Annotated in this window: 20 protein-coding genes and 1 pseudogene; 15 read left to right on the plus strand and 6 right to left on the minus strand. The window is 71.3% G+C overall.

What is annotated here, in order from left to right; all coding sequences use genetic code 11:
• The first annotated feature begins 72 nt into the window (after positions 1-72).
• The gene (locus ACWCSV_RS22715; protein WP_451144947.1) at positions 73-2,043 is read left to right on the plus strand and encodes an ATP-dependent DNA helicase; all 1,971 of its coding nucleotides are present in this window, start codon (positions 73-75) and stop codon (positions 2,041-2,043) included.
• Between the two features lie 240 nt (positions 2,044-2,283).
• On the opposite strand, the gene lexA is transcribed toward ACWCSV_RS22715, so the two are convergent.
• The gene (gene lexA, locus ACWCSV_RS22720; protein WP_386888532.1) at positions 2,284-3,081 is read right to left on the minus strand and encodes a transcriptional repressor LexA; all 798 of its coding nucleotides are present in this window, start codon (positions 3,079-3,081) and stop codon (positions 2,284-2,286) included.
• Between the two features lie 561 nt (positions 3,082-3,642).
• Here lexA and nrdR point away from each other — a divergent pair.
• On the plus strand, positions 3,643-4,149 hold the full coding sequence (gene nrdR / locus ACWCSV_RS22725) for a transcriptional regulator NrdR (RefSeq protein WP_451144949.1): 507 nt from the start codon (positions 3,643-3,645) through the stop codon (positions 4,147-4,149).
• A gap of 160 nt (positions 4,150-4,309) precedes the next feature.
• Complete coding sequence (locus ACWCSV_RS22730) at positions 4,310-7,207, plus strand: vitamin B12-dependent ribonucleotide reductase (protein ID WP_451144951.1); 2,898 nt, start codon at positions 4,310-4,312, stop codon at positions 7,205-7,207.
• Between the two features lie 262 nt (positions 7,208-7,469).
• On the opposite strand, the gene ACWCSV_RS22735 is transcribed toward ACWCSV_RS22730, so the two are convergent.
• From ACWCSV_RS22735 to ACWCSV_RS22745, 3 genes are all read right to left on the minus strand, one after another.
• A complete protein-coding gene (locus tag ACWCSV_RS22735) occupies positions 7,470-8,021 on the minus strand; it encodes a TerD family protein (RefSeq protein WP_451144953.1) in 552 nt (183 codons plus the stop codon).
• Between the two features lie 228 nt (positions 8,022-8,249).
• Positions 8,250-8,375, minus strand: coding sequence for a hypothetical protein (locus tag ACWCSV_RS22740; protein WP_451144955.1), 126 nt, complete (start codon positions 8,373-8,375; stop codon positions 8,250-8,252).
• A 33-nt stretch (positions 8,376-8,408) separates the two neighbouring features.
• Entirely contained in the window at positions 8,409-8,600 is a 192-nt protein-coding gene (locus tag ACWCSV_RS22745) for a hypothetical protein (RefSeq protein ID WP_451144957.1), read from the minus strand.
• Between the two features lie 473 nt (positions 8,601-9,073).
• Between ACWCSV_RS22745 and ACWCSV_RS22750 the strand changes: the two genes are divergently transcribed.
• The 6 genes from ACWCSV_RS22750 to ACWCSV_RS22775 all read left to right on the plus strand — a co-directional run bounded on the left by ACWCSV_RS22750 (position 9,074) and on the right by ACWCSV_RS22775 (position 15,505).
• A complete protein-coding gene (locus ACWCSV_RS22750; RefSeq protein WP_451144959.1) occupies positions 9,074-9,682 on the plus strand; it encodes a DUF4937 domain-containing protein in 609 nt (202 codons plus the stop codon).
• Between the two features lie 135 nt (positions 9,683-9,817).
• Positions 9,818-10,477: a histidine phosphatase family protein gene (locus ACWCSV_RS22755; RefSeq protein ID WP_451144961.1), complete on the plus strand. Its 660-nt coding sequence runs from the start codon at positions 9,818-9,820 to the stop codon at positions 10,475-10,477.
• A 132-nt stretch (positions 10,478-10,609) separates the two neighbouring features.
• Positions 10,610-11,527, plus strand: coding sequence for an ADP-ribosylglycohydrolase family protein (locus ACWCSV_RS22760; RefSeq protein WP_451144963.1), 918 nt, complete (start codon positions 10,610-10,612; stop codon positions 11,525-11,527).
• 287 nt (positions 11,528-11,814) lie between these two features.
• Positions 11,815-13,752, plus strand: coding sequence for a DUF4153 domain-containing protein (locus tag ACWCSV_RS22765; protein ID WP_451144965.1), 1,938 nt, complete (start codon positions 11,815-11,817; stop codon positions 13,750-13,752).
• A gap of 373 nt (positions 13,753-14,125) precedes the next feature.
• Positions 14,126-14,836 (plus strand): ribonuclease HII, encoded by a 711-nt coding sequence (locus tag ACWCSV_RS22770; protein ID WP_451144967.1) that lies wholly within the window; start codon positions 14,126-14,128, stop codon positions 14,834-14,836.
• Positions 14,837-14,896: 60 nt separating this feature from the next.
• Entirely contained in the window at positions 14,897-15,505 is a 609-nt protein-coding gene (locus tag ACWCSV_RS22775) for a hypothetical protein (RefSeq protein WP_451144969.1), read from the plus strand.
• A gap of 97 nt (positions 15,506-15,602) precedes the next feature.
• Here ACWCSV_RS22775 and ACWCSV_RS22780 read toward each other — a convergent pair whose 3' ends face one another.
• Positions 15,603-16,244 (minus strand): hypothetical protein, encoded by a 642-nt coding sequence (locus ACWCSV_RS22780; RefSeq protein WP_451144971.1) that lies wholly within the window; start codon positions 16,242-16,244, stop codon positions 15,603-15,605.
• Between the two features lie 333 nt (positions 16,245-16,577).
• Between ACWCSV_RS22780 and ACWCSV_RS22785 the strand changes: the two genes are divergently transcribed.
• The 6 genes from ACWCSV_RS22785 to ACWCSV_RS22810 all read left to right on the plus strand — a co-directional run bounded on the left by ACWCSV_RS22785 (position 16,578) and on the right by ACWCSV_RS22810 (position 26,227).
• Positions 16,578-18,737, plus strand: a complete 2,160-nt coding sequence (locus tag ACWCSV_RS22785) for a RecQ family ATP-dependent DNA helicase (protein ID WP_451144973.1) — start codon at positions 16,578-16,580, stop codon at positions 18,735-18,737.
• A gap of 311 nt (positions 18,738-19,048) precedes the next feature.
• Positions 19,049-20,407, plus strand: coding sequence for a DUF4192 domain-containing protein (locus ACWCSV_RS22790; RefSeq protein ID WP_451144975.1), 1,359 nt, complete (start codon positions 19,049-19,051; stop codon positions 20,405-20,407).
• Between the two features lie 201 nt (positions 20,408-20,608).
• On the plus strand, positions 20,609-21,373 hold the full coding sequence (locus ACWCSV_RS22795; protein ID WP_451144977.1) for an NUDIX hydrolase: 765 nt from the start codon (positions 20,609-20,611) through the stop codon (positions 21,371-21,373).
• 222 nt (positions 21,374-21,595) lie between these two features.
• Positions 21,596-23,320 (plus strand): ATP-binding cassette domain-containing protein, encoded by a 1,725-nt coding sequence (locus ACWCSV_RS22800; protein WP_451144979.1) that lies wholly within the window; start codon positions 21,596-21,598, stop codon positions 23,318-23,320.
• Positions 23,321-23,480: 160 nt separating this feature from the next.
• The gene (locus ACWCSV_RS22805) at positions 23,481-24,365 is read left to right on the plus strand and encodes a FadR/GntR family transcriptional regulator (RefSeq protein ID WP_451144981.1); all 885 of its coding nucleotides are present in this window, start codon (positions 23,481-23,483) and stop codon (positions 24,363-24,365) included.
• A 320-nt stretch (positions 24,366-24,685) separates the two neighbouring features.
• Positions 24,686-26,227, plus strand: a complete 1,542-nt coding sequence (locus tag ACWCSV_RS22810) for an RNA polymerase sigma factor (protein ID WP_451144983.1) — start codon at positions 24,686-24,688, stop codon at positions 26,225-26,227.
• A 6-nt stretch (positions 26,228-26,233) separates the two neighbouring features.
• Here the strand turns inward: ACWCSV_RS22810 and ACWCSV_RS22815 are convergent.
• Positions 26,234-26,354: pseudogene (locus ACWCSV_RS22815) on the minus strand (M24B family metallopeptidase); the annotation flags it as partial.

Genomic DNA, 26,354 nt, shown 5'->3' on the forward strand with positions numbered 1-26,354 from the left:
CTCCGGAGCGATCCGCCGATCCGTCCTGGAGTGATCGCCGCTGTCACTGCCGCGCCGTAGGCTGGTGCGGCTATGACGAAGCCATCCCTCACCGACCTCCTCCACGCCGCCGTCTCCGCCGTCGGCGGTACGGAACGGCCCGGCCAGGCCGCGATGGCCGAGGCCGTCGCCGGGGCCGTGGACGACAACTCCCACCTCCTCGTCCAGGCCGGCACGGGCACGGGCAAGTCCCTCGGCTATCTCGTCCCCGCGCTGGCGCACGGGGAGCGGGTCGTGGTCGCGACGGCCACGCTCGCCCTCCAGCGCCAGCTCGTGGAACGGGACCTGCCGCGCACCGTGGAGGCGCTGCACCCGCTGCTGCGCCGCCGCCCCCAGTACGCGATGCTCAAGGGCCGCTCCAACTACCTCTGCCTGCACCGCCTCCACGAGGGCATGCCGCAGGACGAGGAGGAGGGGCTCTTCGACCAGTTCGAGGCGGCGGCGCCGTCCAGCAAGCTGGGCCAGGACCTGCTCCGGCTGCGGGACTGGTCCGACGAGACCGAGTCCGGCGACCGCGACGACCTGACTCCCGGTGTCTCGGACCGTGCCTGGGCCCAGGTCTCCGTCTCCTCCCGGGAGTGCCTGGGCGCGTCGAAGTGCGCGTACGGCGCCGAGTGCTTCGCGGAGTCCGCCCGTGAGCGGGCGAAGCTGGCCGACGTCGTGGTCACCAACCACGCCCTGCTGGCCATCGACGCCATCGAAGGCGCTCCCGTGCTCCCGTCGCACGAGGTGCTCATCGTCGACGAGGCGCACGAACTGGTCTCGCGGGTCACCGGCGTGGCGACCGGCGAGCTCACGCCCGGCCAGGTCGGCCGCGCGGTGCGCCGCGCCGCCAAACTGGTCAACGAGAAGGCGGCCGACGCGCTCCAGACCGCGTCCGAGGGGTTCGAGCGGGTCATGGAGCTGGCCCTGCCCGGCCGGCTCGAAGAGGTCCCCGAGGACCTCAACTACGCGCTGATGGCGCTGCGCGACGCCGCCCGCACGGTGATCTCCGCGCTCGGCACCACCCGGGACAAGTCCGTCACGGACGAGGACGCGGTGCGCAAGCAGGCGATGGCCTCGGTGGAGTCGGTCCACGCGGTGGCCGAGCGGATCACCCAGCACTCCGAATGGGACGTCGTCTGGTACGAACGCCACGACCGGTTCGGCGCGTCCGTGCGGGTGGCCCCGCTCTCCGTCTCCGGGCTGCTGCGCGAGAAGCTCTTCGCCGAACGCTCGGTGGTGCTCACCTCGGCCACCCTGAAGCTGGGCGGGGACTTCAACGGCGTCGGTGCCTCGCTGGGCCTCGCTCCCGAGGGCACCGCGGGCGAGGACGTCCCGCAGTGGAAGGGGCTCGACGTCGGCTCCCCATTCGACTACCCGAAGCAGGGCATCCTGTACGTCGCCCGCCACCTGGCCACCCCCGGCCGGGAGGGTTCGCGCACGGACATGCTGGACGAGCTGGCCGAACTGATGGAGGCCGCGGGCGGGCGCACGCTCGGGCTGTTCTCCTCGATGCGCGCGGCGCAGGCGGCGGCGGAGGTGCTGCGCGAGCGGCTGGAGAAGCCGATCCTGCTCCAGGGGGAGGAGACCCTCGGCGAACTGATCAAGAACTTCGCGGCCGACCCGGAGACCTGCCTCTTCGGCACCCTGTCGCTCTGGCAGGGCGTCGACGTACCCGGCGCGAGCTGCCAGCTCGTGGTCATGGACCGCATCCCCTTCCCCCGGCCGGACGACCCGCTGATGAGCGCCCGCGCGAAGGCGGTCGAGCAGGCGGGTGGGAACGGCTTCATGGCGGTCTCCGCCACCCACGCCGCGCTGCTGATGGCGCAGGGCGCGGGCCGGCTCGTCCGGGCCACCGGCGACAAGGGGGTCGTGGCGGTTCTGGACCCCCGTCTCGCCAACGCCCGGTACGGCAGCTATCTGCGGGCCTCGCTGCCCGACTTCTGGTACACCACCGACCGCAACCAGGCCCGGCGGTCCCTGGCGGCGATCGACGCGGCGGCCGAGGCCGAGGGGCGCTGACAGCCCGGCGCCGGGACCGCGAGCCGCTCCGCGCACGGGGGGCCCGAGCTTCTCGCGGGGCACCTGAGCCTCTCGCGGGCCGCCCGGGCGCCCGAGCCTCGCGGGGTCCCGGCGCAGGCCGGTGGAGGGCCGCCACGCAGCACGGAGCCCCGGTGGGCGGCCCGTACGTCTTCGGGGGCCGGTCACCGGGGCTCCGTGCGCCAGGGCTGGGTCTTCCGGGGTGGGTTGCCGCGCCGCGGCTCAGACGCGCCGCAGCACCGCCACGACCTTGCCGAGAATGGTCGCCTCGTCACCGGGGATCGGCTGGTACGCGGCGTTGTGCGGGAGCAGCCACACATGGCCGTCCTCGCGGCGGAACCGCTTGACCGTGGCCTCGCCCTCCAGCATGGCGGCGACGATGTCGCCGTTCTCGGCGACCGGCTGGCGGCGTACAGTGACCCAGTCGCCGTCGCAGATAGCGGCTTCGATCATGGAATCGCCGACGACCTTCAGTACGAACAGCTCGCCGTCGCCGACCAGTTGGCGCGGGAGCGGGAAGACGTCCTCCACCGACTCCTCAGCGAGGATCGGACCACCGGCCGCGATCCGGCCGACCAGGGGGACGTACGAGGCGGCCGGCTTGCCGGTCGTGTCCGTCTGCTGCGAGATGGGCTGGTCCGAGCCCCGGACTTCGTACGCCCGCGGGCGGTGCGGGTCTCTGCGCAGGAAACCCTTGCGCTCCAGGGCCATGAGCTGGTGGGCCACCGACGATGTGCTGGACAGGCCGACGGCCTGCCCGATCTCCCGCATCGACGGTGGGTACCCCCGGCGCTGCACCGAGTCGCGGATGACCTCGATGACCCGCCGCTGGCGGTCGGTGAGGCCCGAACTGTCGGCCCGGATGCCAGGGGGACGCCCGGGCAAGGAGCGTGCGGCCCTGGGGGGCTCCGGCCCGTCCGGGTTCGTGACAGAGTCGTTCATTGCATGCACCGGCTCAGGTCGGCTCGGAGAGCGGTGGTCCCGGGCAGTGATCGTGGCACTGTCGGCGCTGGTGGTCACATCGGCCCCTCTCGAAATGTTCTCCCTGGCTGGGACAACGGTAGTAGCTTTCGAAAGGTTGCGCCAAACACACGTTCGAGTGAAAAACGAATAAAGGCCTGCCAGGCCTTTGTGACCGGGTGTATGCGCTCGAGTGCGGGCGGCTCGCGAATTCGGTTCATAACGGTACCGCCGCACTTTCCGCACGGCGGCCGCGGGGTCTTCCGGGGGGCCTTCCCTTGGCGCGCCCGGGAACGGCGCGCGAGGGCCGCCCCGGCAGCCCCGCCGAGCCCCGGCGGAGCTGCCGGAGGGGTGCCACCCGGCGTCCCGGAGCGCGGACGTTTCCCGTACCCTCGTGCCTTGGCCGTGCGCGGCCCGGGTGCCCCGGGCCGGTCCGACACGCCTGGGGCCCAAGCCGGGTGAAACCCTAGATCTAGTGGTTGGATGTCTCCGGTCACCCAGAAGTTGTGGTCCCCGGTCCGAACGGGCGCCGGGAATCCCCTATGCTGGTGACTGCTTCGAAGGGCCCCGGCAGGGCGCTGTGAGGCTTATTACTCGTGCCGTGAAGGAGGCTTGGGAACCATGCACTGCCCCTTCTGCAGGCACCCCGACAGCAGGGTCGTCGACAGTCGCACGACGGACGACGGCACGTCGATCCGGCGCCGCCGGCAGTGCCCCGACTGCTCCCGCCGGTTCACCACGGTGGAGACCTGCTCGCTCATGGTCGTCAAGCGCAGCGGGGTGACCGAACCCTTCAGTCGCACCAAGGTCATCTCCGGCGTCCGCAAGGCATGCCAGGGGCGGCCGGTCACCGAGGACGCACTCGCCAAGCTCGGCCAGCGGGTCGAGGAGGCGGTGCGCGCCACCGGGAGCGCCGAGCTGACGACCCACGACGTGGGGCTGGCCATACTCGGCCCCCTGCGGGAACTCGACCTCGTCGCGTACCTGCGCTTCGCGTCCGTGTACCGGGCGTTCGACTCGCTCGAAGACTTCGAGGCCGCCATCGCGGAACTGCGCGAACGGCGGCTTCCCGCCGGAGAGGCCGGGGAGACCCCTGAGGTCCCCGCCCCCTCCGTTCCCGCCCACTGAGTGGTACACGCCCTCCGGCTGAGGTCTGCCGGTCGGCGACAGGGTGGTCCACAGACCTGCTTCCGGCGCCGAGGGCGGCGTCCGGAGCACCAGACACAGCACCGTGCCCCGGGAAGAACTGGGCACTTCAGGGCGTTTTTGCCCACATATGGGAGGCGGCATGACAGAGACGGCGAGCGGCCCGGCACGGAGTTCCCGCACCAAGGGAGCCAAGCCGAGCAAGGGTCTGCGTATCGAGCGCATCCACACCACCCCCGGCGTGCATCCGTACGACGAGGTGGCGTGGGAGTCCCGTGACGTCGTCATGACCAACTGGCGCGACGGCTCGATCAACTTCGAGCAGCGTGGCGTCGAGTTCCCCGACTTCTGGTCGGTGAACGCGGTCAACATCGTCACCAGCAAGTACTTCCGCGGAGCTGTCGGTACGCCGCAGCGCGAGACCGGTCTGCGTCAGCTGATCGACCGGATCGTGACGACGTACCGCAAGGCGGGCGAGGAGCACAGCTACTTCTCCTCTCCCGAGGACGCGGAGATCTTCGAGCACGAGCTGGCGTACGCCCTCCTGCACCAGATCTTCAGCTTCAACTCCCCGGTCTGGTTCAACGTCGGCACCCCCCAGCCCCAGCAGGTCTCCGCCTGCTTCATCCTGTCCGTCGACGACTCCATGGAGTCGATCCTCGACTGGTACAAGGAAGAGGGAATGATCTTCAAGGGCGGTTCCGGCGCAGGCCTGAACCTGTCCCGCATCCGCTCCTCCAAGGAGCTCCTCTCCTCCGGCGGCAACGCCTCCGGCCCGGTCTCCTTCATGCGCGGTGCCGACGCCTCCGCCGGAACCATCAAGTCCGGTGGCGCCACCCGCCGCGCGGCCAAGATGGTCATCCTCGACGTCGACCACCCCGACATCGAGAACTTCATCGAGACCAAGGTGAAGGAGGAGGAGAAGATCCGCGCCCTGCGCGACGCGGGCTTCGACATGGACCTGGGCGGCGACGACATCACGTCCGTCCAGTACCAGAACGCCAACAACTCGGTCCGCGTGAACGACGAGTTCATGAAGGCCGTGGAGTCCGGCGGCACGTTCGGTCTCCGTGCCCGCATGACCGGCGAGGTCATCGAAGAGGTCGAGGCGAAGTCCCTCTTCCGCAAGATGGCCGAGGCGGCCTGGGCCTGCGCCGACCCGGGCATCCAGTACGACGACACCATCAACGCCTGGCACACCTGCCCGGAGTCCGGCCGCATCAACGGCTCGAACCCGTGCAGCGAGTACATGCACCTGGACAACACCTCGTGCAACCTCGCCTCGCTGAACCTCATGAAGTTCCTCAAGGACGACGGCGAGGGCAACCAGTCCTTCGAGTCCGAGCGCTTCGCCAAGGTCGTCGAGCTGGTCATCACGGCGATGGACATCTCGATCTGCTTCGCGGACTTCCCGACGGAGAAGATCGGCGAGAACACCCGCGCCTTCCGCCAGCTCGGCATCGGTTACGCCAACCTCGGCGCCCTCCTCATGGCGACCGGCCACGCGTACGACAGCGACGGCGGCCGCGCGCTCGCCGGCGCCATCACCTCGCTGATGACCGGTACCTCCTACCGCCGCTCCGCCGAGCTCGCCGCGGTCGTCGGCCCGTACGACGGCTACGCCCGCAACGCCGAGCCCCACCAGCGCGTCATGCAGCAGCACGCCGACGCCAACACCAAGGCCGTCCACGTGGACGACCTGGACTCGCCGATCTGGGCCGCCGCCACGGAGGCCTGGCAGGACGTGATCCGCCTCGGCGCGAAGAACGGATTCCGTAACGCCCAGGCGTCCGTCATCGCCCCGACCGGCACCATCGGTCTGGCGATGTCCTGCGACACCACCGGCCTGGAGCCCGACCTCGCGCTGGTCAAGTTCAAGAAGCTGGTCGGCGGCGGCTCGATGCAGATCGTCAACGGCACCGTGCCGCAGGCGCTGCGCCGCCTCGGCTACCAGCCGGAGCAGATCGAGGCGATCGTCGCCCACATCGCGGAGAACGGGAACGTCCTCGACGCCCCGGCCCTGAAGACCGAGCACTACGAGGTCTTCGACTGCGCCATGGGTGAGCGTTCCATCTCGGCCATGGGCCACGTCCGGATGATGGCGGCCATCCAGCCGTGGATCTCCGGCGCGCTCTCCAAGACCGTGAACCTGCCGGAGACGGCCACGGTCGAGGACGTCGAAGAGGTCTACTTCGAGGCGTGGAAGATGGGCGTCAAGGCGCTCGCCATCTACCGCGACAACTGCAAGGTCGGCCAGCCCCTCTCCGCCAAGACCAAGGAGAAGGAGAAGGAGGCGGTCACCGTCAAGGCCGAGGAGACCATCCGCACCGCGGTCGAGAAGGTCGTCGAGTACCGTCCGGTCCGCAAGCGTCTTCCCAAGGGCCGTCCGGGCATCACCACCTCCTTCACGGTCGGTGGCGCCGAGGGTTACATGACCGCCAACTCCTACCCGGACGACGGTCTCGGCGAGGTCTTCCTGAAGATGTCGAAGCAGGGCTCCACCCTCGCGGGCATGATGGACGCCTTCTCCATCGCCGTCTCGGTCGGTCTGCAGTACGGCGTCCCGCTGGAGACGTACGTCTCGAAGTTCACCAACATGCGCTTCGAGCCGGCGGGCATGACGGACGACCCGGACGTGCGGATGGCGCAGTCGATCGTCGACTACATCTTCCGTCGCCTGGCGCTCGACTTCCTGCCCTTCGAGACCCGCTCGGCCCTCGGCATCCACTCCGCCGAGGAGCGCCAGCGTCACCTCGACACCGGCTCCTACGAGCCGGCCGAGGAGGACGAGGACCTGCACACCGAGTCGCTGGCCCAGTCCGCCCCGCTGCACGTGGAGCCGCTGAAGGCCGTCGCCGCCCCGGTGCAGGCTGCCGAGAAGCCGGCGCCGCGGACCGCGCACACCTCGGCCGAACTGGTCGAGATGCAGCTCGGCATCAGCGCCGACGCCCCGCTCTGCTTCTCCTGCGGGACGAAGATGCAGCGCGCCGGTTCCTGCTACATCTGCGAGGGCTGCGGCTCGACCAGCGGTTGCAGCTGATCCCAGCCGCTCGCACGCGCTCTCACGCGCACGAGTGACGGTTGATGGATGACCGCCGAGGGCGGTGGACCCGGGAGACCGGGACCACCGCCCTCGGCGCGTTTCCGTCGGGCTCAGGGAGCTCGGGACAACCCCTGAGCATTCCGGGCGTTCGGCCCGCTGTTCGCGCCGCTGCTCGGTCTGCCGTACGTCCGGACCCGCTGGTTCTACCGGGCCTCCGGGGCTCTCCGAGCCTTCGGAGCCTTCGGGGCTCTCTGCACCTTCACACCGAGGGCCCTGCGTCCTTGCCCATCTCGGCGGCGAAGGTGCCCGGGTCGCCGTCGAAGCCCCGGAGCACGGAGCGGAAGGCCCAGAGGCCCGAGCCGTCGCGGGTGAACTCGGCCACGACCGCCGCGGTCGCCGAGGCGACGCGCGAGAAGTCGTCCTCGGCCAGCTCCGTGTAGCCCTCTCGGATCTGTACGCCGGTGTGGGGTACCGACCCGAATGTCTTGCGGCCGTCGCGCTGCTGGATCGCCACGCCGACGACGACCCGTACGTACCGCTCCGCGAGCCGGCCGAGTTCCAGGGTCATCACCTCGTCGTAACCGAACCCCTGGCCGTTCCTGCTGTCACGGTTGAGAGTGATGGTGCCGTCGGGGGAGCGGCTGTCGAAGTGGACGAGGTAGTCGGGGTCTCCGAACGGGGCGTCGGCGACGTACGTGCCCGCGATGATGTCCAGGTCGTTGGGCGGTTCACCGAGCTCGCTGGGGTCCCACTTGATCCGTACTTCGACCTTCTCGATGTCCTTGTTGGGAGTGCTGTTGGGGGTGCTCATCGGACTTCCCTTCATGCCGCTGCGCCATCGATCCGGTCCTATCACCTGATGATGGCTATAACTCTCCCCGTATCCAACCGCGTTGGCGCCGGGCGTCCGGATCGGGCCAGGTCCGGCCCGAAGTGGCGTGAAGCGGCCGTGTGGTGACGGCCTCACGTGCTCAGGGTGTGCGGCGGTGCTCTTGGTGCGCTCGGTGTTTCTCGGTGCGCTCGGTGCGCTCGGTGTTTCTCAGTACGGGACGCTGCGGGGCGCGCGCTGGACGATCTCCTCGCGGAACAGCTCGATCCGGCGGCTGACCTGGCGCAGGAGACGGGTGTCCTCGATGCGGTCGAGATGGGGGCCGTCGCGGGCCACGCCCCTCCGACTCGAAGGGGGAGCAGAGCGACGTCAGGGGTTGATGAACAGTTCACTGCCCCGGGTGCGCGAGGTGAACCGTACGTCCCCGAACGAGCCACGGACCGCGGCGGCGGTTGACCCGTTGGCGATGCCGGGGTGGTCGGGGGTGCTCTCCTGCGCGTGCGCGACGGTATCGAGACGGAGCGTGCCCTCGTGTGTCGAACGGGCCAGGGAGAACGCCACGAGGTAGGCGCGGTCGCGCTCCGGAGCGAACGATGTTCTCCAGCACGAGCCCGTGGCCGACCCTGTGGTACGCGTCCACCCCGAAGCCGACGGAGACGATCACCCGCTCCGGTACGTCGGTCCCGGCGAGCGCGGCGACGGAGGCAAGGTCCCCCTCACGGCCGCGACGGCGGGTGCGAGCCAGTCGCCCAGGGGGAGGCTTCCGATCGAGCCGAAGGTGGGATTGGCCGGCGTGACGTCCTTCCCCGGTGCTGGAGGGACAGGGCGATCGGCAGGTCGGCGTAGATGTCGAAACCGCCGCCGGCCCCGGCGAGGAGTGTGCGCCGGGCGGATTACAGGCGGGAGAAGAGGGATGGGCGTGCAGCCCGGTCATGGGGATCATTCTGTGTATCCCGCACGGGGTTGTGGACGGAGTTCGGACGTTCTCCACCGGAGAGTGACGCGCGCCACGCCCGGAGCCGTACGATGGCGCGGTGCTGGTCAAGTGGATGCGTTGCGCCGTGGTGGACCGTCATGGGTTCGAACAGGGGCAGCGACAGGGGGCGGGGCTGCTCGATGAGCCGGGGTTCCGAGGGCAGGGCGGCGGGTGGAGCCGGGGGCGTCCGGACGTCGCCCACGTCTTCGCGTTCTGGGAGAACCGGGTCTTCTACGACTCCTACATGGCGCGGACGGGCGACGGTGCGACTGTCGGGCGACCAGGCGCGTACGGCGAGGCGCAGGTCAAGCTGTTCGAGTACCGCTTCGACGTGAAGACGGGCTTTGAACCGGATTTCACCGACGCCGATGTCGTCCGGGTGGCCCACAGCAAGGTCCGCGAGGACCGGGTCGAGCATTTCGCCCTCATGCAGCAGCGCGTCTGGAATCCGGCCATGGCGGGATCTCCGGGCATGCTGCGAGGGGTCTTCGGCGAGGCGCCGGGCCACGAGTTCCTGGTGCTGTCCATGTGGCAGTCGAGCTCGGAGCGCGGTAAGTACCGGATCCAGAGCGCCGAGCGGCTGTCGGAGCGCGCCGAGACGGAGACGGACGTACTGGCGCTGAACGGGGACGTCGTCCAGCTGGAGCCGTCCTGGACCGTCGCCTGAGCCGGTCATGACGTCCGCCGCCCCGGCCCGGCTGTCCGATCTGGGGCCTGCCCCGGCTGTGTGCGGTCGCGCGTCGAGCGGTCCGCTCTTCCGTTCGAACGAGGCGTATGCGTGCGCAGCCCGTAGGGTCGTTCCATGGCACGACCGCAGCGCATCGTCCTCGTACGGCACGGAGAGTCCGAGGGCAATGTGGACGACACGGTGTACGAGCGTGAGCCCGACCATGCTCTGCGGCTGACGCACACCGGGCTCCAGCAGGCGGAGGCGACGGGTTTCCGGCTGCGTGAGCTGTTCGGCGAGGAGCGGGTGAGCGTGTACGTCTCCCCCTATCGCCGCACCCACGAGACCTTCCGCGCGCTCGGGCTCGACCTGACCCGGGTGCGGGTGCGCGAGGAGCCCCGGCTGCGCGAGCAGGACTGGGGAAACTGGCAGGACCGGGACGACGTGCGGCTCCAGAAGGCGTACCGGGACGCCTACGGGCACTTCTTCTACCGCTTCGCCCAGGGCGAGTCCGGAGCCGACGTCTACGACCGGGTCGGCGCCTTCCTGGAGAGCCTGCATCGGAGTTTCCAGGACCCCGACCACCCGCCGAACGTGCTGCTCGTGACGCACGGGCTCACGATGAGACTGTTCTGCATGCGCTGGCTGCACTGGTCGGTCGCCGAGTTCGAGTCGTTGTCCAACCCGGGCAACGGCGAGACCCGGATGCTGCTGCTCGGACCCGACAACCGCTACACCCTCGACCACCCGTTCGCGCGCTGGCGGACCCCGGAGCCGTACGGCATCACTGGGTAGAGCGCAGAGCAGCAGCAGAGCAGCGGTAGAACAGCAGACCAGCGGTAGAGCAGCAGAGCAGCGGTAGAGCGGCAGAGCGGCAGAGCGTTCCCTCTGGGCCGTCATGGAACTAGTGAATAGAGTGGTAGGAAGATGATCTCTTACTCCTCCGAAACCTTCGAACGTCGTTACGAACGCACCCTCGCCAGCCTGCGCGGACTCTCCGTCGGGGACGCGCTGGGCTCCCAGTTCTTCGTCCCCGTGAACTACCCGTTGCTGCGCGGCCGCACGCTGCCGCCCGGGCCCTGGCAGTGGACCGACGACACCGAGATGGCCTGCTCGGTGGTGGCGGTGCTCGCCGAGCACGGCCGCATCGACCAGGACGCGCTCGCCCACTCCTTCGCCGAGCACCACGACTTCGACCGCGGCTACGGCCCCGCGGTGAACCGGATGCTCCGGCTCGTGCGCGAAGGCGGCGACTGGCAGGAACTCGCCGCCGGGCTGTTCCAGGGCCAGGGGTCCTGGGGCAACGGTTCCGCCATGCGCATCGCCCCGCTCGGCGCCTGGTACGCCGACGACCCCGAGCAGGCCACCCACCAGGCCGAGATCTCCTCCTACACCACTCACCAGCACCGTGAGGCCGTCACCGGGGCGATGGCCGTGGCCGCCGCGGCGGCGCTCGCAGCCTCTCCCGGAGGACCGCCCCCGCCGGAGGAGCTGCTCGACACAGTGATCGCCCTGCTGCCGCGCAGCGCGGTGGTGGCCGGGCTGCGGCGGGCGAAGGACATGCTCGACTACGAGGACCCCACGACGGTTGCCGCGGTCCTCGGCAACGGCCGTCGCACCAGCGCCCAGGACACCGTCCCCTTCGCCCTCTGGTCGGCGGCCCGCTCCCTCGGCTCGTACGAGGAGGCGTTCTGGGTGACCGCCCAAGCGGGCGGCGACGTCGACACCACCTGCGCCATCGTCGGCGGAATCATCGCGGCGGGCCAGGCCGGCGCCCCGCCCGCCGCATGGCTGGCACAGACCGAGGAACCGCCCTCCTGGGTGCCCGCCGAGGCTCGCCGCTGACAGCCGCGTCGGCCGGATGCCGGGCTGGGCGTGCCCCTGTGGGCCGGGCGCTCGCCGCGTGCGGGCACGGGAGCCCAGCGGAGGTGTCCGGGTGCGGAGCGTGACCATGCCGTCCTTCCTGTCACGGTCCTGCCACAGGGATCCGGGGGCCGGTGCGCGCGGGCCCCGCGCGGCTACTGTTTCGGCCACGCGCCGCCCGGTGATCTGCACCGGTGCGCGAGGAACGAGACAGCGGGTGACGCGCCGACGCTCGGCCGTACGGCGGGCCCGCGTGGGGGAGGGGTCCCATGACCACGTCCGACCAGCCGTCCGGGATACCGGGCCCGCAGGACGCGTCGTCGCCGCCCGGCGAGGCCGGTGAGACGAGCGAGACCGGTGGGACCGGCGGAACCGGTGGGACCGGGGGCGGAGGATCCGGGGGGCCCGGGGGTCCCGGAGGATCCGCGGGTGCCGGTTCGGGAGGTGCCGGAGGATCGGTGGGTTCTGAGGGCGCCGGGAACGGCGGGGGCTCCGGCTCCGGTGGGACGGGCGGGGTGCACCGGTCCCCGGTGGCCGCCCCGCTAACCGGTAAGCAGTCCGGCGGCAGCGCGCATCCGCGTGCGGCGTCCACGGCATCGGGTCCGGTCCCGGCGTCTCCGGCCGCGTCCCAGGCGTCTCCGGCCCCGTCAGCCAACCCCTGGCAGTCCCGGCCCGCGCAACCGGGGGTGTTCGCCCGGATCCGCCCCGCGGCTCCGCCGCCCATCGGGGGCGCGACCCTGTGGGCGGTCCTCGCCACAGGCATCCTCAGTGCGCTGCTGCTCGGCAGCGGTCTCGGGATCAACCTCCTCCTCGTGGCGCTGCCTGCCGCGGCCGGAGCGTGGCTGGAGGCGCGCAGGGCCGGGCGCGGGGCGCGTGCGTGGACGCTGACCTGGGCGGCCGGGGGGCTGGCGCTGCTGGCGATCCCGGCGTTGCTGGACGCGGGCTGGCCCACCTTCCTCGCCGTGGTGTCCGCAGTCGCCCTGGGCTCCCTCGCCCTGCACGGCAGCCGGAGCTGGCTCGGCGTGTTCGCGGGTTCGCTGGGGGTGCTGGACGGAGTGGTCCCGGGCGTCGGCTGGGGCTTGCGCGGCGTCCGTGCGCGGGCCACTGCCTCGCAGGCCCACTGGGGCACCGTGCTCCGGACGGCCGCCGTCGCCGTGGTGCTTCTGCTGGTGTTCGGCACGCTCTTCGCGAGTGCCGACGCGGCCTTCGCGGACCTGCTCGGCGACGTCCTGCCGGACGTCTCGCTGGGCGACGGGCCCTTCCGGGTCTTCCTGCTCGCGCTGGGCCTGGCCGGCGCGCTCGCCGCGGCGCACACGGCCGCCGCCCCCACGCGCTGGGACGGGGTCACCATCCGGCCGGGCCGGGCGCGAGGGCGAGTGGAGTGGGCGCTTCCGCTCATCGTGCTCGACGTGCTGTTCGCCGCGTTCATCGCGCTCCAGCTCGTCGTGCTGCTCGGCGGCTACGACAAGGTCCTTGAGGAGACCGGCCTGAAGCCCGCGGAGTACGCCCGTGAGGGCTTCTGGCAGCTGCTGTGGGCCACTCTGCTTACCCTGGTGGTCATCGCCCTGGCCCTGCGGCTCGCCCCGCGCGGTGGGGCGAAGGACCGCCTGCTCGTCAAGGGTGTGCTCGGCACCCTCTGCGTTCTCACCCTCGTCGTCGTGGCCTCCGCGCTACGACGCATGGACCTGTACGTCGACGCGTTCGGCCTCACCCGGCTGCGCATCTCGGTGGCGGCGGTCGAACTCTGGCTCGGCGTCGTGCTGGTGCTGATCATCGCGGCAGGCGTCTTCGGCGCCCGGCATCTCCCGAGGGCGGTTGCGGTCAGCGCCGCGGTGGGCGTACTGGCTTTCGGGCTGATCTCCCCCGACCGGCTGATCGCCGAACAGAACGTCCAGCGCTACCGCGAGGGCAAGGCGATCGACATCACCTACCTCCAGGATCTGTCGGCCGACGCGGTGCCCGCCCTGGACAGGATCCCCGACGCGACCATGCGTGCCTGCGCGCTCCGGGAGATCCAGAGCACGCTCCGGCATTCGGACACACCCTGGTACGCCACGAGCTGGAGCGAGGCGAAGGCGCGGGACATCCTCGCCAAGCGCCCCGCGGCCTCGACCGGGTCCCCGTGCGTCGAGCTGAACGACACCGGTGACCGCATCGGCCGCGACCCCGCCGATCCCGGCGACTACGACCCGTACGACCCGTACTGACGGAAGCGCCCCGCACGGGCATCTGGCGCGAGGGCCCGCCGGAACCGACCGCCGGCTGCCCGCCGGAACCGACCGCCGTCGGCCGTCATCGCCGGCGGTGCGGCCGACGGTGGCGGGTGGCTCCCTCGGACGGCGGATACTTCCTGCGGGTGGCGGGTGGCGGGTGGCGGGTGGCGGGCGGCGGGCGGCGGGTGGCTCCGGCGGGCGGCGGGTGGCTCCGGCGGGCTGCTGCGCGGGTCGGAGCGAACGCCCCGGCGTCCCGGACGGAGGCCCGTGCGGGTCGCTGGACACCGCGTCCGCCGGGCAGTTCACGGAATGCCCGGTCCCCCCGGGGTGTCGCCACCGCCGCCATCGGCGTACGCTGTCTGGCGCCATGCCGTACGAACCACCCACGCACACCGTCGAGCGCTCGCTCCGTGCCACCACCGGTGCCCGGACCGTCGCCGGTGTCGACGAAGTCGGACGCGGAGCGTGGGCAGGTCCCGTCACCGTCTGCGCGGCGGTCACCGGCCTGCGCAGGCCCCCCGAAGGGCTCACCGACTCCAAGCTGATCACGCCCCGGCGCCGTGCCGAGCTGGCGCCCGTCCTGCGTGACTGGGTCACCGCCTACGGCCTCGGCCACGCCTCTCCCGAAGAGATCGACGACCTCGGGATGACGGCCGCGCTGCGTCTCGCCGCCGTCCGCGCGCTGGACGAGCTGCCGGTACGCCCCGACGCGGTGATCCTCGACGGCAAGCACGACTACCTCGGAAGCCCGTGGCGGGTACGTACCGTCATCAAGGGGGACCAGTCCTGCATCGCGGTCGCGGCCGCCTCGGTCATCGCCAAGGTGCACCGCGACACGATGATGGCGGAACTCGGCGCGGAATCCGGAGAGTTCGAGGACTTCGCCTTCGGGGCCAACGCGGGGTACCCCTCGCCCACGCACCGGGCGGCGCTGGAGGAGCTGGGGCCCACCCCCCACCACCGCATGTCCTGGTCGTACCTCGACGCGCTGCCGCGGTGGCAGCACCTGAAGAAGGTCCGCTTCTCCGCCGAGGCGGCAGCACTCGAAAGCGGGGGCCAGCTCGGCTTCGACTTCTGATCGCGCTTGCGCACCCACCCGCCGACACCAGGCGTATCGGCGTTTGATAGACAACCATCCATGCCTCTCACCCCCGAGGAGCCTCAGATTCACGAGAGCGCTCAGGGTCCCCGTGTGATTCCGGCCGCCGGCCGCACCGCGTCGACCCCCCGTCCCGTTCCTGGTCCGCGTTCCGCGGCCACACCGCGTCCCGGACACCCGGGACCCGCACGGCCTGCGCCCCCGGCACAGCGCCCCCACCCCGCCCCCGCCCCGTCCGCGCGTACGGAGAATCGTTCCGTGCCGCAGCTGCAGGTGGTCCCGGCCCCTGTCGCCGGGGCGCTCGACGCCGCCGAGGAGGCCGTCGACCTGCTGCTCGACAACGGCCGTGCTCCGGGCGACGTCCTCGTGCTCACCACGGGTGAGCAGCACCCGTGGGCGACGCACGAACTCACCTTCGGCGAGGCCTCCTACTGGGCGCAGCACGATGCCCGTGACGACGTGTTCTTCGCGGACCTGTCGGCGATCGGCCGCGCGGCCGGGCGTCCGGTCGTGGTCGTCGCCGTCAACGGCGACCTGGCCGGCGACGCGGCCCAGCGGCTGTCCCTCGCGCGGGAGCGGGCCGGCGCGCTGCTGATCGTGTGCGGCGACCCGCAGGCGATCAACTCCACCCTCGGCGCGAGCGTCTGATCCGACCGGGATCCCGCTCGCTCGGGAGTTCCGGGCCGGCCGTCCCGCACGGGGCGGCCGGATTCCGGTCCGCCGGACTCCTCCTCCGTCGCCGGGTTCAGCGGGCAGCGGTGCGCAGCATCGCCTCGGCCGCCCGGCCGCCCGTGCGGAGTGGGGACGGAGCGGGGGCGAACGCCTCCGCGAGCGAGGCGGGCGTGGACAGGGAGCTCGGCTGCCGGCCTCCCCTGCCCTCGCCCAGCACCTGCCAGCCGCCCCGGGTCAGCGTGATGTACGCCCCGCAGCGCAGCCCGTGCAGGGTGCAGGCGTCCCGCAGCCCCCACATCCAGGCTCCGTCCTCCTCCGTCCAGCGCTCGTCGCCCTCGCGGCAGTAGAGCAGGACGGCTGTACGGGCCGGGGTGCGGCGACGCAGGTCGTGCGGGATGACCCGGCGCAGGTGGGAGAGGAGCGCGTTGCGGAATTCCCAGCCGTCCGCGGCCGCGGAACCGCGCCTGACGAACGAGGCGCTGGCGTTCAGCCGTTCCTCGTGGTCGAGGACGGCCACGACGGCGGTCGCCGGGGTGGGACGGTGGCGGGCGTGGAGCCCGCTGACCACCTCGCGAGGGTTGCGCAGCAGGGGTATCCCAGCAGATGCCCACTCGGTGGGCTCCAGCATCCGGGCGAGACGACTGGTGGAGCCGGCCGGCATCGAGGACGCCGCCCACGGTGAGGTGTCTGCGGACGGTGCGAATCCGAAGGTCACGGTTCTCCCTTCGTTACGCGCCCACGGTGCGGGCAGGATGACAGAGGGCACGCCCATACGGGCCGTGAGATGACCGTGCGGGAGGCGACTCCAATTCTTCCTGGCGTATCGGCGGGCGGCAACGAGCAATTGGAACACCTGACGGATATCTGCCGTAAAGACCTGGATATCCCTGCCCGTCAGGGGCTCCCGCGATGCCTCCCGCCTCCTTCGAACGGCGAGGCACAGAGGGAACACCCCGGACCGGCATCCGGCACGGGAGCCTTCCGTACCGGTGTTCGTCACCCTGCGTGAGGTGGCCGTGCTGCCCGGACATCGGGTTGCATGGGGGGCATGGACACCCTGGATCTCCGCACTGAAGCAGATGCCATCCTCGCCGAACTGGTCGGTGACCCGGGCGGCTCGGCGCGGCTGCGGGAGGACCAGTGGCAGGCGGTGGCGGCCCTGGTGGAAGACCGCCGCCGGGCCCTGGTGGTGCAGCGCACCGGGTGGGGCAAGTCGGCGGTGTACTTCGTCGCGACGGCTCTGCTGCGCAGGCGTGGGGCCGGCCCCACGGTGATCGTCTCGCCGCTGCTCGCTCTGATGCGCAATCAGGTCGACTCGGCGGCGCGGGCCGGTATCCAGGCGCGCACCATCAACTCGGCCAACCCGGAAGAGTGGGAGACCATCTACGGCGAGGTCGAGCGCGGCGAGACGGACGTCCTTCTCGTCAGCCCGGAGCGTCTCAACTCCGTGGACTTCCGGGATCAGGTACTGCCCCGGCTCGCCGCCACGACCGGTCTGCTGGTGGTCGACGAGGCGCACTGCATCTCCGACTGGGGCCACGACTTCCGGCCGGACTACCGCCGGCTGCGGGCGATGCTCGCCGAACTCGCACCCGGGGTGCCGGTTCTGGCCACCACCGCGACCGCCAACGCGCGCGTCACCGCGGATGTCGCCGACCAGCTCGGCACGGGCGCCGGCGAGGCGCTCGTGCTGCGCGGGCCGCTGGAACGGGAGAGCCTGCGCCTCGGAGTCGTACGGCTGCCGGACGCCGCGCACCGCCTGGGCTGGCTGGCCGAACACCTGGAGGAGCTGCCCGGTTCCGGGATCATCTACGCCCTCACCGTCGCCGCCGCCGAGGAGGCCACCGCCTTCCTGCGGCAGCGGGGCTTCGCGGTCGCCTCCTACACGGGGCGCACCGAGAACGCGGACCGGCTCCAGGCGGAGACCGACCTCCAGGAGAACCGGGTCAAGGCGCTGGTCGCCACTTCGGCCCTCGGCATGGGCTTCGACAAGCCCGACCTGGGCTTCGTCGTCCACCTCGGCTCGCCGTCGTCGCCCATCGCCTACTACCAGCAGGTGGGACGAGCCGGCCGAGGTGTGGCCCACGCCGACGTACTGCTGCTGCCGGGCAAGGAGGACGAGGCCATCTGGCGATACTTCGCCGACACGGCCTTCCCGCCCGAGACCCAGGTGCGCCAGACGCTCGCCGCGCTGGAGGGCGCGGGGCGACCACTGTCGGTCCCCGCGCTGGAAGCGTCGGTCGAGCTCCGGCGCAGCCGGCTGGAGACGATGCTGAAGGTCCTGGACGTCGATGGCGCGGTGAAGCGGGTGAAGGGCGGCTGGACGGCCACCGGCGCCCCGTGGGTGTACGACGCCGAACGCTACGCCTGGGTGGCGCGGCAGCGGGCGGCCGAACAACAGGCCATGCGCGACTACGTGAGCACGTCCGGCTGCCGCATGGAGTTTCTGCGCCGGCAGCTGGACGACGAGGGCGCGGCCCCGTGCGGCCGCTGCGACAACTGCGCGGGAGCCTGGGCCGATTCCTCCGTATCCGCGGATACGCTCACAGGCGCGGCGAAAGAACTGGACCGGCCGGGAGTGGAGATCGAGCCGCGCCGGATGTGGCCGACCGGGCTGCCCGCCCTGGGCATCGAACTGAAGGGACGTATCCCGGCCAAGGAACAGTGCTCCGGCGGGCGGGCCCTGGGCCGGCTCTCGGACATCGGCTGGGGCAACCGGTTGCGCCCGCTGCTGGCCGAGAACGCACCGGACGTACCCGTCCCCGACGACGTGCTGCGGGCGGCCGTGGACGTCCTCGCCGACTGGGCCCGTTCCTCGGGAGGTTGGGCGACGAACACCCCGGACGCCTCCGCCCGGCCGGTGGGGGTTGTCGCGGTGCCGTCCCTCTCGCGCCCTCAGCTGGTCGGCTCGCTCGCGCAGGGGATCGCGGCCGTCGGCCGCATGCCCTTCCTCGGCACGCTGACGTACACCGGTCCGGAAGGGGCGCACACCGCGCGCCGCAGCAACTCCGCGCAGCGCGTCCGAGCGCTGTCCGGTGCCTTCGCCGTCTCCGGCGAACTGGCGGCCGCTCTGGCCGCTTCGCCCGGGCCCGTCCTGCTCGTGGACGACTCCACCGACTCCGGGTGGACCCTCGCGGTCGCCGCACGCCTGCTGCGCAGGGCAGGCGCCGAGGAGGTCCTTCCGCTGGTGCTGGCGGCCGCGGGCTGAGTCTCCGGCCACCCGCTCCGTACGGTTCGTCTCCGGTGCCGAGCAGCCCGGCCGGAGTCCGCGACGGCGCGAAAGAGCCCGATCAGGAAGACGATCGAGTGACCGGAGAGGGGAAAGGCGGCCGCCCGCATGAGGGGCGAGTACGAAGAGAGCGGTGCCGCGTCGAGTGCCGAGTGATTCCACGTGCTGGTGAGTGGTCATGGCCCCATGAGAACCCCGGGTACTGACAACCCGCCAGTGACGCTGCGTACTTGTGGATAAAGTTATCCACAGGGGTCGCGGGAATCTGCGGGGTGCGGGACGGTCATGCCATGAACAAGCACCACGAATCCACCGGCTCCTCCGACGCCCAGCAGGTCACTCTCCGTGGCCCCGCGGATCTCGCCGACGCCCTGCCCTACCTGTTGGGGTTCCACCCGACCGACAGCATCGTCATGGTGGCACTGCACGGCGGCCGGGGCCGCTTCGGGGGGCGACTGCGCCACGGGATCCCGCGGTCGGAGAAGGAATGGGGCCCGGCAGCCGATCAGTTGGCAGAGTGCCTGATCTCGGGAAGCGAGCGGTGCGGCGGCCGGCCGGACGCGATCGTCCTCTTCCTCTGCCAGGACCCGGTCACGGGGGAGGCCGCCCGCGAGGTCATGGAGAGGCTGCGGCCCTTCGCCCAACTCCTGCGCACCGCTTGCGGCTCGCTCGATGTTCCCGTGCTGGAAGCGCTCTGCATCTCCAACGGCAGGTACTGGTCGTACTGTTGCCCGGACGGCCGGTGCTGCCCGAAGGACGGCAACCCGCTCGCCCTTCCTGGCACCACCGTGATGGCCGCGGCGGCGACCTATGCCGGGATCCAGGTCAGAGGGTCACTCCGGGAGCTGGAGCAACGGCTCGTGCCCTGGTCCGGCGCGCACGAGCCGGACCAGCTCCGCGCGCTGGACGAGGTGGGCGCGGCGATGGTGACCCGCATCCTCGACACCCACGGACGCAGCCAGGTGGCCACGGAGACCCTGGACCTGGCGAGGGGGCTGCTGGAGCGGGTCGGCCGGACTCCCGCCCCTCCGGCCGCGGGCGTCGCCGACTTCCACGACGACGGCCTGATCAGCCACGACGAGGCCGCAGCCGTGATCCTGGGGCTTCAGGACAGGGAGACCCGGGACCGCGCCGCGCGCTGGATGGAGGGTCCCGAGGCCCACGCGGCGCTGCGCCTCTGGCGAGCCCTCGCCCGGCGCTGCGTGGGGCCGTACGTGGAGCACGCCGCCGCCCCGCTGGCGCTGGCCGCCTGGGTCTCGTGGTCCACCGGGGACGAACCCGGCGCACGTGTGGCCCTCGAACTCGCCCTGCGGGCGGACCCCGACTACACCTTCGCCCGGCTTCTCCACCAGGCGTGCAACGAGGGCGTGGACCCGGAGAAGCTGCGGCGCTGCCTTCGGGAGGAGGAGGAAGAGGCCCGGAAGTCCGCCGCCGGGCCAGGCGCCCAGCAGCCGGACGCGACGGCGCCCCGCAGGGCGGGCCGGGTGGGAACCGGCGCGACGGCGGGGCCGTCGGCCGCCACCCGGAGCAGGAGGACCCCCGGCCGCACCCGCCCCGTCACCCCGGCCAGTCCGGGGACGGCGCGGGCCCGGCGCCGGGAGCGGCTGCCGCGCGGGCAGCAGGAGGACAGGGACGGCACCAGCGGCTGAGCCGCCCGGGACCGTGCATCCGTACGGCTCGGTCTCGTCACGTGCGGTGTGGGCGCGGGGAGCTGGGGTGTGGTCCGAGGCCGCACCCCACCCGACGACGCCGGCGGCAGCGGGGTGCGGCCCCGCTCCGTCCCGCCGGCCGCGTTTTCGGGCGTGGCGGAATGGAGTGTTTATCGTCAGGGAGACGACTATGATCACCGCATGCCGTCCTACGACCCGTCGACGTTCCCGCCCTTCGCTGTCACCGTCGACCTGGTCGTGCTGACAGTGCGGCGCCACGCGCTCTGTGCGCTGGTCGTACGTCGCGGGGAATCCCCCTTCCAGGGTCGCTGGGCACTGCCCGGCGGCTTCGTCCGCGCGGACGAGGACCTGGGTGCCGCAGCCGCCCGCGAACTGGTCGAGGAGACCGGACTCTGCGCACACGACCCGGCCGCTCCGGTCGCCGGAAACGGTGCCCATCTCGAGCAACTCGCCACGTACGGCGCCCCGTCCCGTGACCCGCGCATGCGGGTCGTCAGCGTGGCCCACCTGGCGCTCTCGCCCGACCTCCCCGCTCCCCGCGCGGGAGGGGACGCCAACGGGGCGCGTTGGGCACCTGTCGACGACCTGCTCGCGGCCGGCAGTGACACGGCAGGGGAGGAGGGGGTGCCCGCACCGCTTGCGTTCGACCACGCCCGCATCCTCGCGGACGGAGTGGAGCGGGCCCGGTCCAAGATCGAGTACTCCTCGCTCGCCACGGCGTTCTGTCCGCCGGAGTTCACGGTCGGAGAGCTGCGCCGTGTCTACGAGGCCGTGTGGGGAGTGGTCCTGGATCCCAGGAATTTCCACCGCAAGGTCACCGGCACGCCAGGGTTTCTGGTGCCCTCCGGTGGTACGACCACACGACAGGGCGGCCGCCCCGCCCAGTTGTTCCGTGCGGGTTCCGCCACTGTGCTCAACCCGCCCATGCTGAGGCCGGAAGTCTGAGACCTGGAGCCCGAGGCCGGAAGCCCGAGCCCGACCGCTGGTACGCCGGGCGGGGCGGCCCGTGGGAGGTCTCGCGCGCGGTGACTCCGCGGTCCTCCAGGACCGCGAGCGCGGAACACTCGTAGGCTTCCGGCTGCACCAAAAGTCGCAAATGTCGCGTTATGTTGCTGAGGTACGCACGCTCCCTGCCGTCGAGCGGTCACACCTTCCGCGAGAGAAGCGATGCTCCAGGCCATCGGACTGACCAGTGCCCGCCGCCGCGACCTGCCGCCCGCGGTGGACGATCTCACCTTCGAGGCCCGCTCGGGCCGCGTCACCGCGCTCCTCGGCGTTCCCGGCGCCGGAAAGACGACCGCCCTGCGCCTGATGCTGGAACTCGACCCCGGACGTGGAGTCACCTACTTCAGAGGCCGCCCTCTGCACCGGATCGGGCACCCGCCCCGGGAAGTGGGCGTGCTGCTCGGAGACGTACCCGGTCATCCGGCGCGGACCGCACGAGGGCAGTTGCGGATGCTCTGCGCCGCCGCGGGTGCGCCTCTGTCGCGTGCCGACGAGATGCTCGAAGTCGTCGGTCTCTCCGGGCTCGGCGACCAGCGCATCGGTGGGCTCTCGGTCGGAATGGACCGCAGACTGGGGCTCGCCTCGGCCCTGTTGGGCGATCCGCACACGCTGCTGCTCGACGATCCCACCGATGGTCTGTCCTCCCGTGAGAGCGGCTGGCTGTACGGACTGATGAGGGCGCACGCGGCCCAGGGCGGCACGGTGCTGTGGACCACCAGCGACCCCAAGGAGGCCATCCGCTCGGCGGACCGTGTCGTCACCATCGGCGGCGGCAGGCTCGTGGCCGACCAGGAGGTCGCCGACTTCGCCCGTACCCGGCTCCGTCCCCGCGTCGCCGTGCAGTCCCCGCACGCCGCCCGTCTCGCCGCGGTGGTCGGCAGGGAAGCCCGGGACGCCCGCAGGTCCGTGGAGATCGTGGCCGAGGAAGGGGCCCGCCTCTCGGTGTACGGGAGCAACTGTGCCGAGATCGGGGACGCCGCGTTCCGGCACGGCATCCCTGTGCACCTGCTCGCCGACGAACTCGGCGACGCCGGCCCTCCCGCGCCCCCCGCGCCGGCGCCCGCCTCCTCGGCGGCGCTCTCCGAACTGCCCCCGCCCATCACGGTGCGCCCTCCGCGGGGCCCGCTGCGCCCGATGCGGTACGAGGTGAGGCGCATGCTGGGGGTGCGGACAACCGCGTTGATCGTGGCGGCGGTTCTGGTCACCTCGGCTGTCGCCTCCGTCCTGCTGGCGCGTGTCGGAGGAATCTCCCAGTCGCATCTGCTCGCCGGCTGGCCGGCATTGCTGCCGCTTCCTCCGGCGGCGCTCGGGGCCGGACTGCTGGGAGCACTCTCCTACGGCGACGAATTCCGCTACCCGGCTCTCGCGGCAAGTCGGGGGACGGTGCCGAGGCGGCTCGGGCTGCTCGTGGCGAAACTCCTCGTCACCGGCGTGGTGGCGGCGGCTCTCGCACTCCTTGCCGTGGTCTGCGACGTCCAGCTGCTCCGCCTCTTCTACGGAGAGGAGGTGGCCGCCGTACCGGGGAACGCGACTCTCCTGACCGCTAGTTGGATCGGTCTTTCGGTCGGCTGCGCCTGGGCGGGGCTGCTCGCGGCGGGAACCTTCCGGGTGGCCGTGGCCGGAGTGGCGGCGGTACTCGCCGTTCCCGTACTCGTGGTGCCGCTGCTGCATAAGGTGTTCGCCGGGCCCGCCGCGCACGCGCTCACCGGCCTTCCGGCACGCCTGCGGCAACTGGCGTGGCTCGACATCCCGCCGGGACCGGACCGGTGGCTGCTGGCAGCCGGCCGCATTCTGGCTCAGCCCGTCGGTCTGGCGCTCCTTGTCTCGCTGGCGGCTCTGGTCTGCGCCTACGCGGGTACCGCCCTCCGGAACAGGGCGCGTTGGTGACCGTGGGAGAGCCGACGGCCGAGTGCCGAACCCCAACTCGGCTTTGCTTGACCGAATTGCGACGATAAAGCGTCAATTGGGGCGCGAACGACGATCACCCTTTCGTGTGCTTTTCAGCAAAGACCTCAAGGGGCGCGCGAGCCGCGCCGACAAATGATGCGTGAGTACCCTTGCGCACACCATGATGACCACCGCCCGCTCCGCCGATTCCGGCCTCGCCGGCCCGGGCGACCTCGACCGTTACCCCTACGCGGAGCCGGCCGGTGACCGCGCGGCGCTGCGTACCTGGGGCGGTTCCGAATCCGAGCTGGGGCGCACCGGCCGGCGGGGGTCGGCCAGTCGCGGCCGAGGCTTGCACGGCCAACTCGTCCAGCAGCTCGGTCAGATGATCGTCTCAGGTGACCTCGGCGCGGACCGCCCTCTCGTCCCCGAAGAGATCGGGCAGCGTTTCGAAGTCTCCCGCACCGTCGTGCGCGAGTCCCTTCGCGTCCTCGAAGCCAAGGGCCTGGTCAGTGCCCGTCCCAATGTGGGAACCCGGGTGCGTCCGGTCAGTGACTGGAATCTGCTCGACCCCGACATCATCGAATGGCGCGCCTTCGGCCCCCAGCGCGACGACCAGCGTCGCGAGCTGGCGGAGCTGCGGTGGACGATCGAGCCCCTCGCGGCTCGGCTCGCCGCCGGGCACGGCCAGGAGGACGTGCAGCAGCGGCTCGGCGACATGGTCGAGATCATGGGGCATGCGCTGGGGCAGGGGGACGGGGTCACGTTCTCCCGCGCCGACGCGGAGTTCCACGCCCTGCTGATCCAGGCCGCCGGCAATCGCATGCTGGACCACCTCTCCGGCATCGTTTCCGCAGCCCTCCACGTGTCCGGCAGTCCGGTCACCGGGTGCGACCGGCCCAGCGAGACATCGGTCGGCCAGCACGCCCGGATCGCCGACGCACTCGCCTCGGGCGACTCGGCGGGCGCCGAATCGGCCATGCGGCAGCTCCTCGTCGTCCACCCCGAGGTGGAGCGAGTGGTTCCGGCTCCGCGCGAGCACTGAGGGCGGTACGGCCGGGGTATACGCACCCTGTGCCGCCGGACCGTGCGGTCCGGCGGCACAATTGTGGGGAGATGTCGTCCCTGGCACTGTTCGTCGCAAATGAGGTGTGACTCGGGCCACGCGGATTGGGCGTAACACTCCTCGAAACAGTGCGATGACCTAAGAGGTGACCGTCGCGGAAGGAATACAGCAGCCATCCGGTGTGCTGTGCAGTTCCCCGGCCAAGCCCGCGCCGTCGGCGACCATCCAGTCGACGGACGTCGGTTCCAGCCCCCCAGGGCCGGGCCGGAAGCCGTTTCCATCGTTCCGAGAGGTTGTTCGTGTCGGCCAGCACATCCCGTACGCTCCCGCCGGAGATTGCCGAATCCGAGTCCGTCACGGCGCTCATCGAGCGGGGAAAGGCTGATGGGCAGATCGCCGGCGACGACGTGCGTCGGGCCTTCGAGGCTGACCAGATTCCGCCAACCCAGTGGAAGAATGTTCTGCGCAGCCTCAATCAGATCCTCGAGGAAGAGGGTGTGACGCTGATGGTCAGTGCCGCGGAGTCGCCGAAGCGCGCCCGCAAGAGCGTCGCAGCGAAGAGCCCGGTCAAGCGCACCGCCACCAAGACCGTCGCGGCGAAGACGACCGTGACGAGGACCGTCGCGGCATCCGCCGCCCCGGCCGTCGACAGCGCGGACGCGTCCGGTGAATCCGGCGCCGTTCCGGCGAAGAAGGCGGTGGCCAAGAAGGCCGCCGTGAAGAAGACCGCCGTGAAGAAGACGGTGGCCAAGAAGACCGCCGCCAAGAAGTCCGGCAAGCAGGACGACGACATCCTCGACGGTGACGAGGCGGTCGAGGACGTCAAGGTCGGCAAGGGCGAGGACGAGGAGGGCGAGGGCGAGAACAAGGGCTTCGTCCTCTCCGACGACGACGAGGACGACGCGCCGGCGCAGCAGGTCGCCGTCGCCGGTGCCACCGCCGACCCGGTCAAGGACTACCTGAAGCAGATCGGCAAGGTCCCCCTTCTCAACGCCGAGCAGGAGGTGGAGCTCGCCAAGCGGATCGAAGCGGGTCTGTTCGCCGAGGACAAGCTGGCGAACGCCGACAAGCTCGCGCCGAAGCTCAAGCGTGAGCTGGAGATCATCGCCGAGGACGGCCGGCGGGCCAAGAACCACCTGCTGGAGGCGAACCTCCGTCTCGTGGTCTCGCTCGCCAAGCGCTACACCGGCCGCGGCATGCTCTTCCTGGACCTGATCCAGGAGGGCAACCTCGGTCTGATCCGCGCGGTCGAGAAGTTCGACTACACCAAGGGCTACAAGTTCTCCACGTACGCCACCTGGTGGATCCGTCAGGCGATCACCCGCGCCATGGCCGACCAGGCACGCACCATCCGTATCCCGGTGCACATGGTCGAGGTCATCAACAAGCTGGCGCGCGTCCAGCGGCAGATGCTCCAGGACCTGGGCCGTGAGCCCACTCCGGAGGAGCTGGCCAAGGAACTCGACATGACCCCCGAGAAGGTCATCGAGGTCCAGAAGTACGGGCGCGAGCCGATCTCCCTCCACACCCCGCTGGGTGAGGACGGGGACAGCGAGTTCGGTGACCTGATCGAGGACTCCGAGGCGGTCGTTCCGGCCGACGCGGTGAGCTTCACCCTCCTCCAGGAGCAGCTGCACTCGGTGCTCGACACCCTCTCCGAGCGTGAGGCGGGTGTGGTGTCCATGCGCTTCGGTCTCACCGACGGCCAGCCGAAGACGCTGGACGAAATCGGCAAGGTCTACGGGGTGACGCGCGAGCGTATCCGGCAGATCGAGTCGAAGACCATGTCGAAGCTCCGCCACCCGTCGCGTTCGCAGGTTCTGCGCGACTACCTCGACTGAGCCGACCAGGCAAACCGAATGGGCCGGGGGCCCGGAACCGAAGAGTTCCGGGCCGCAGTCGTGGACATCCATGCCGAGCATGTGGCCGGTCCCGTGCAGGGTCCAGCGCCGCTGGAGGCCCAGCTCC

The organism is Streptomyces sp. NPDC001770, assembly GCF_053596135.1.

Bases quoted from the DNA above. Each gene is read 5' to 3' on its own strand.
- ACWCSV_RS22795 (WP_451144977.1), top strand. From the start codon at position 20,609: ATGCCGTCCTACGACCCGTCGACGTTCCCGCCCTTCGCTGTCACCGTC.
- ACWCSV_RS22775 (WP_451144969.1), top strand. From the start codon at position 14,897: ATGCCTCTCACCCCCGAGGAGCCTCAGATTCACGAGAGCGCTCAGGGT.
- ACWCSV_RS22760 (WP_451144963.1), top strand. From the start codon at position 10,610: ATGATCTCTTACTCCTCCGAAACCTTCGAACGTCGTTACGAACGCACC.
- ACWCSV_RS22785 (WP_451144973.1), top strand. From the start codon at position 16,578: ATGGACACCCTGGATCTCCGCACTGAAGCAGATGCCATCCTCGCCGAA.
- ACWCSV_RS22770 (WP_451144967.1), top strand. From the start codon at position 14,126: ATGCCGTACGAACCACCCACGCACACCGTCGAGCGCTCGCTCCGTGCC.
- ACWCSV_RS22730 (WP_451144951.1), top strand. From the start codon at position 4,310: ATGACAGAGACGGCGAGCGGCCCGGCACGGAGTTCCCGCACCAAGGGA.
- nrdR (WP_451144949.1), top strand. From the start codon at position 3,643: ATGCACTGCCCCTTCTGCAGGCACCCCGACAGCAGGGTCGTCGACAGT.
- ACWCSV_RS22715 (WP_451144947.1), top strand. From the start codon at position 73: ATGACGAAGCCATCCCTCACCGACCTCCTCCACGCCGCCGTCTCCGCC.
- ACWCSV_RS22765 (WP_451144965.1), top strand. From the start codon at position 11,815: ATGACCACGTCCGACCAGCCGTCCGGGATACCGGGCCCGCAGGACGCG.
- ACWCSV_RS22790 (WP_451144975.1), top strand. From the start codon at position 19,049: ATGAACAAGCACCACGAATCCACCGGCTCCTCCGACGCCCAGCAGGTC.
- ACWCSV_RS22735 (WP_451144953.1), bottom strand. From the start codon at position 8,021: ATGAGCACCCCCAACAGCACTCCCAACAAGGACATCGAGAAGGTCGAA.
- ACWCSV_RS22755 (WP_451144961.1), top strand. From the start codon at position 9,818: ATGGCACGACCGCAGCGCATCGTCCTCGTACGGCACGGAGAGTCCGAG.
- ACWCSV_RS22800 (WP_451144979.1), top strand. From the start codon at position 21,596: ATGCTCCAGGCCATCGGACTGACCAGTGCCCGCCGCCGCGACCTGCCG.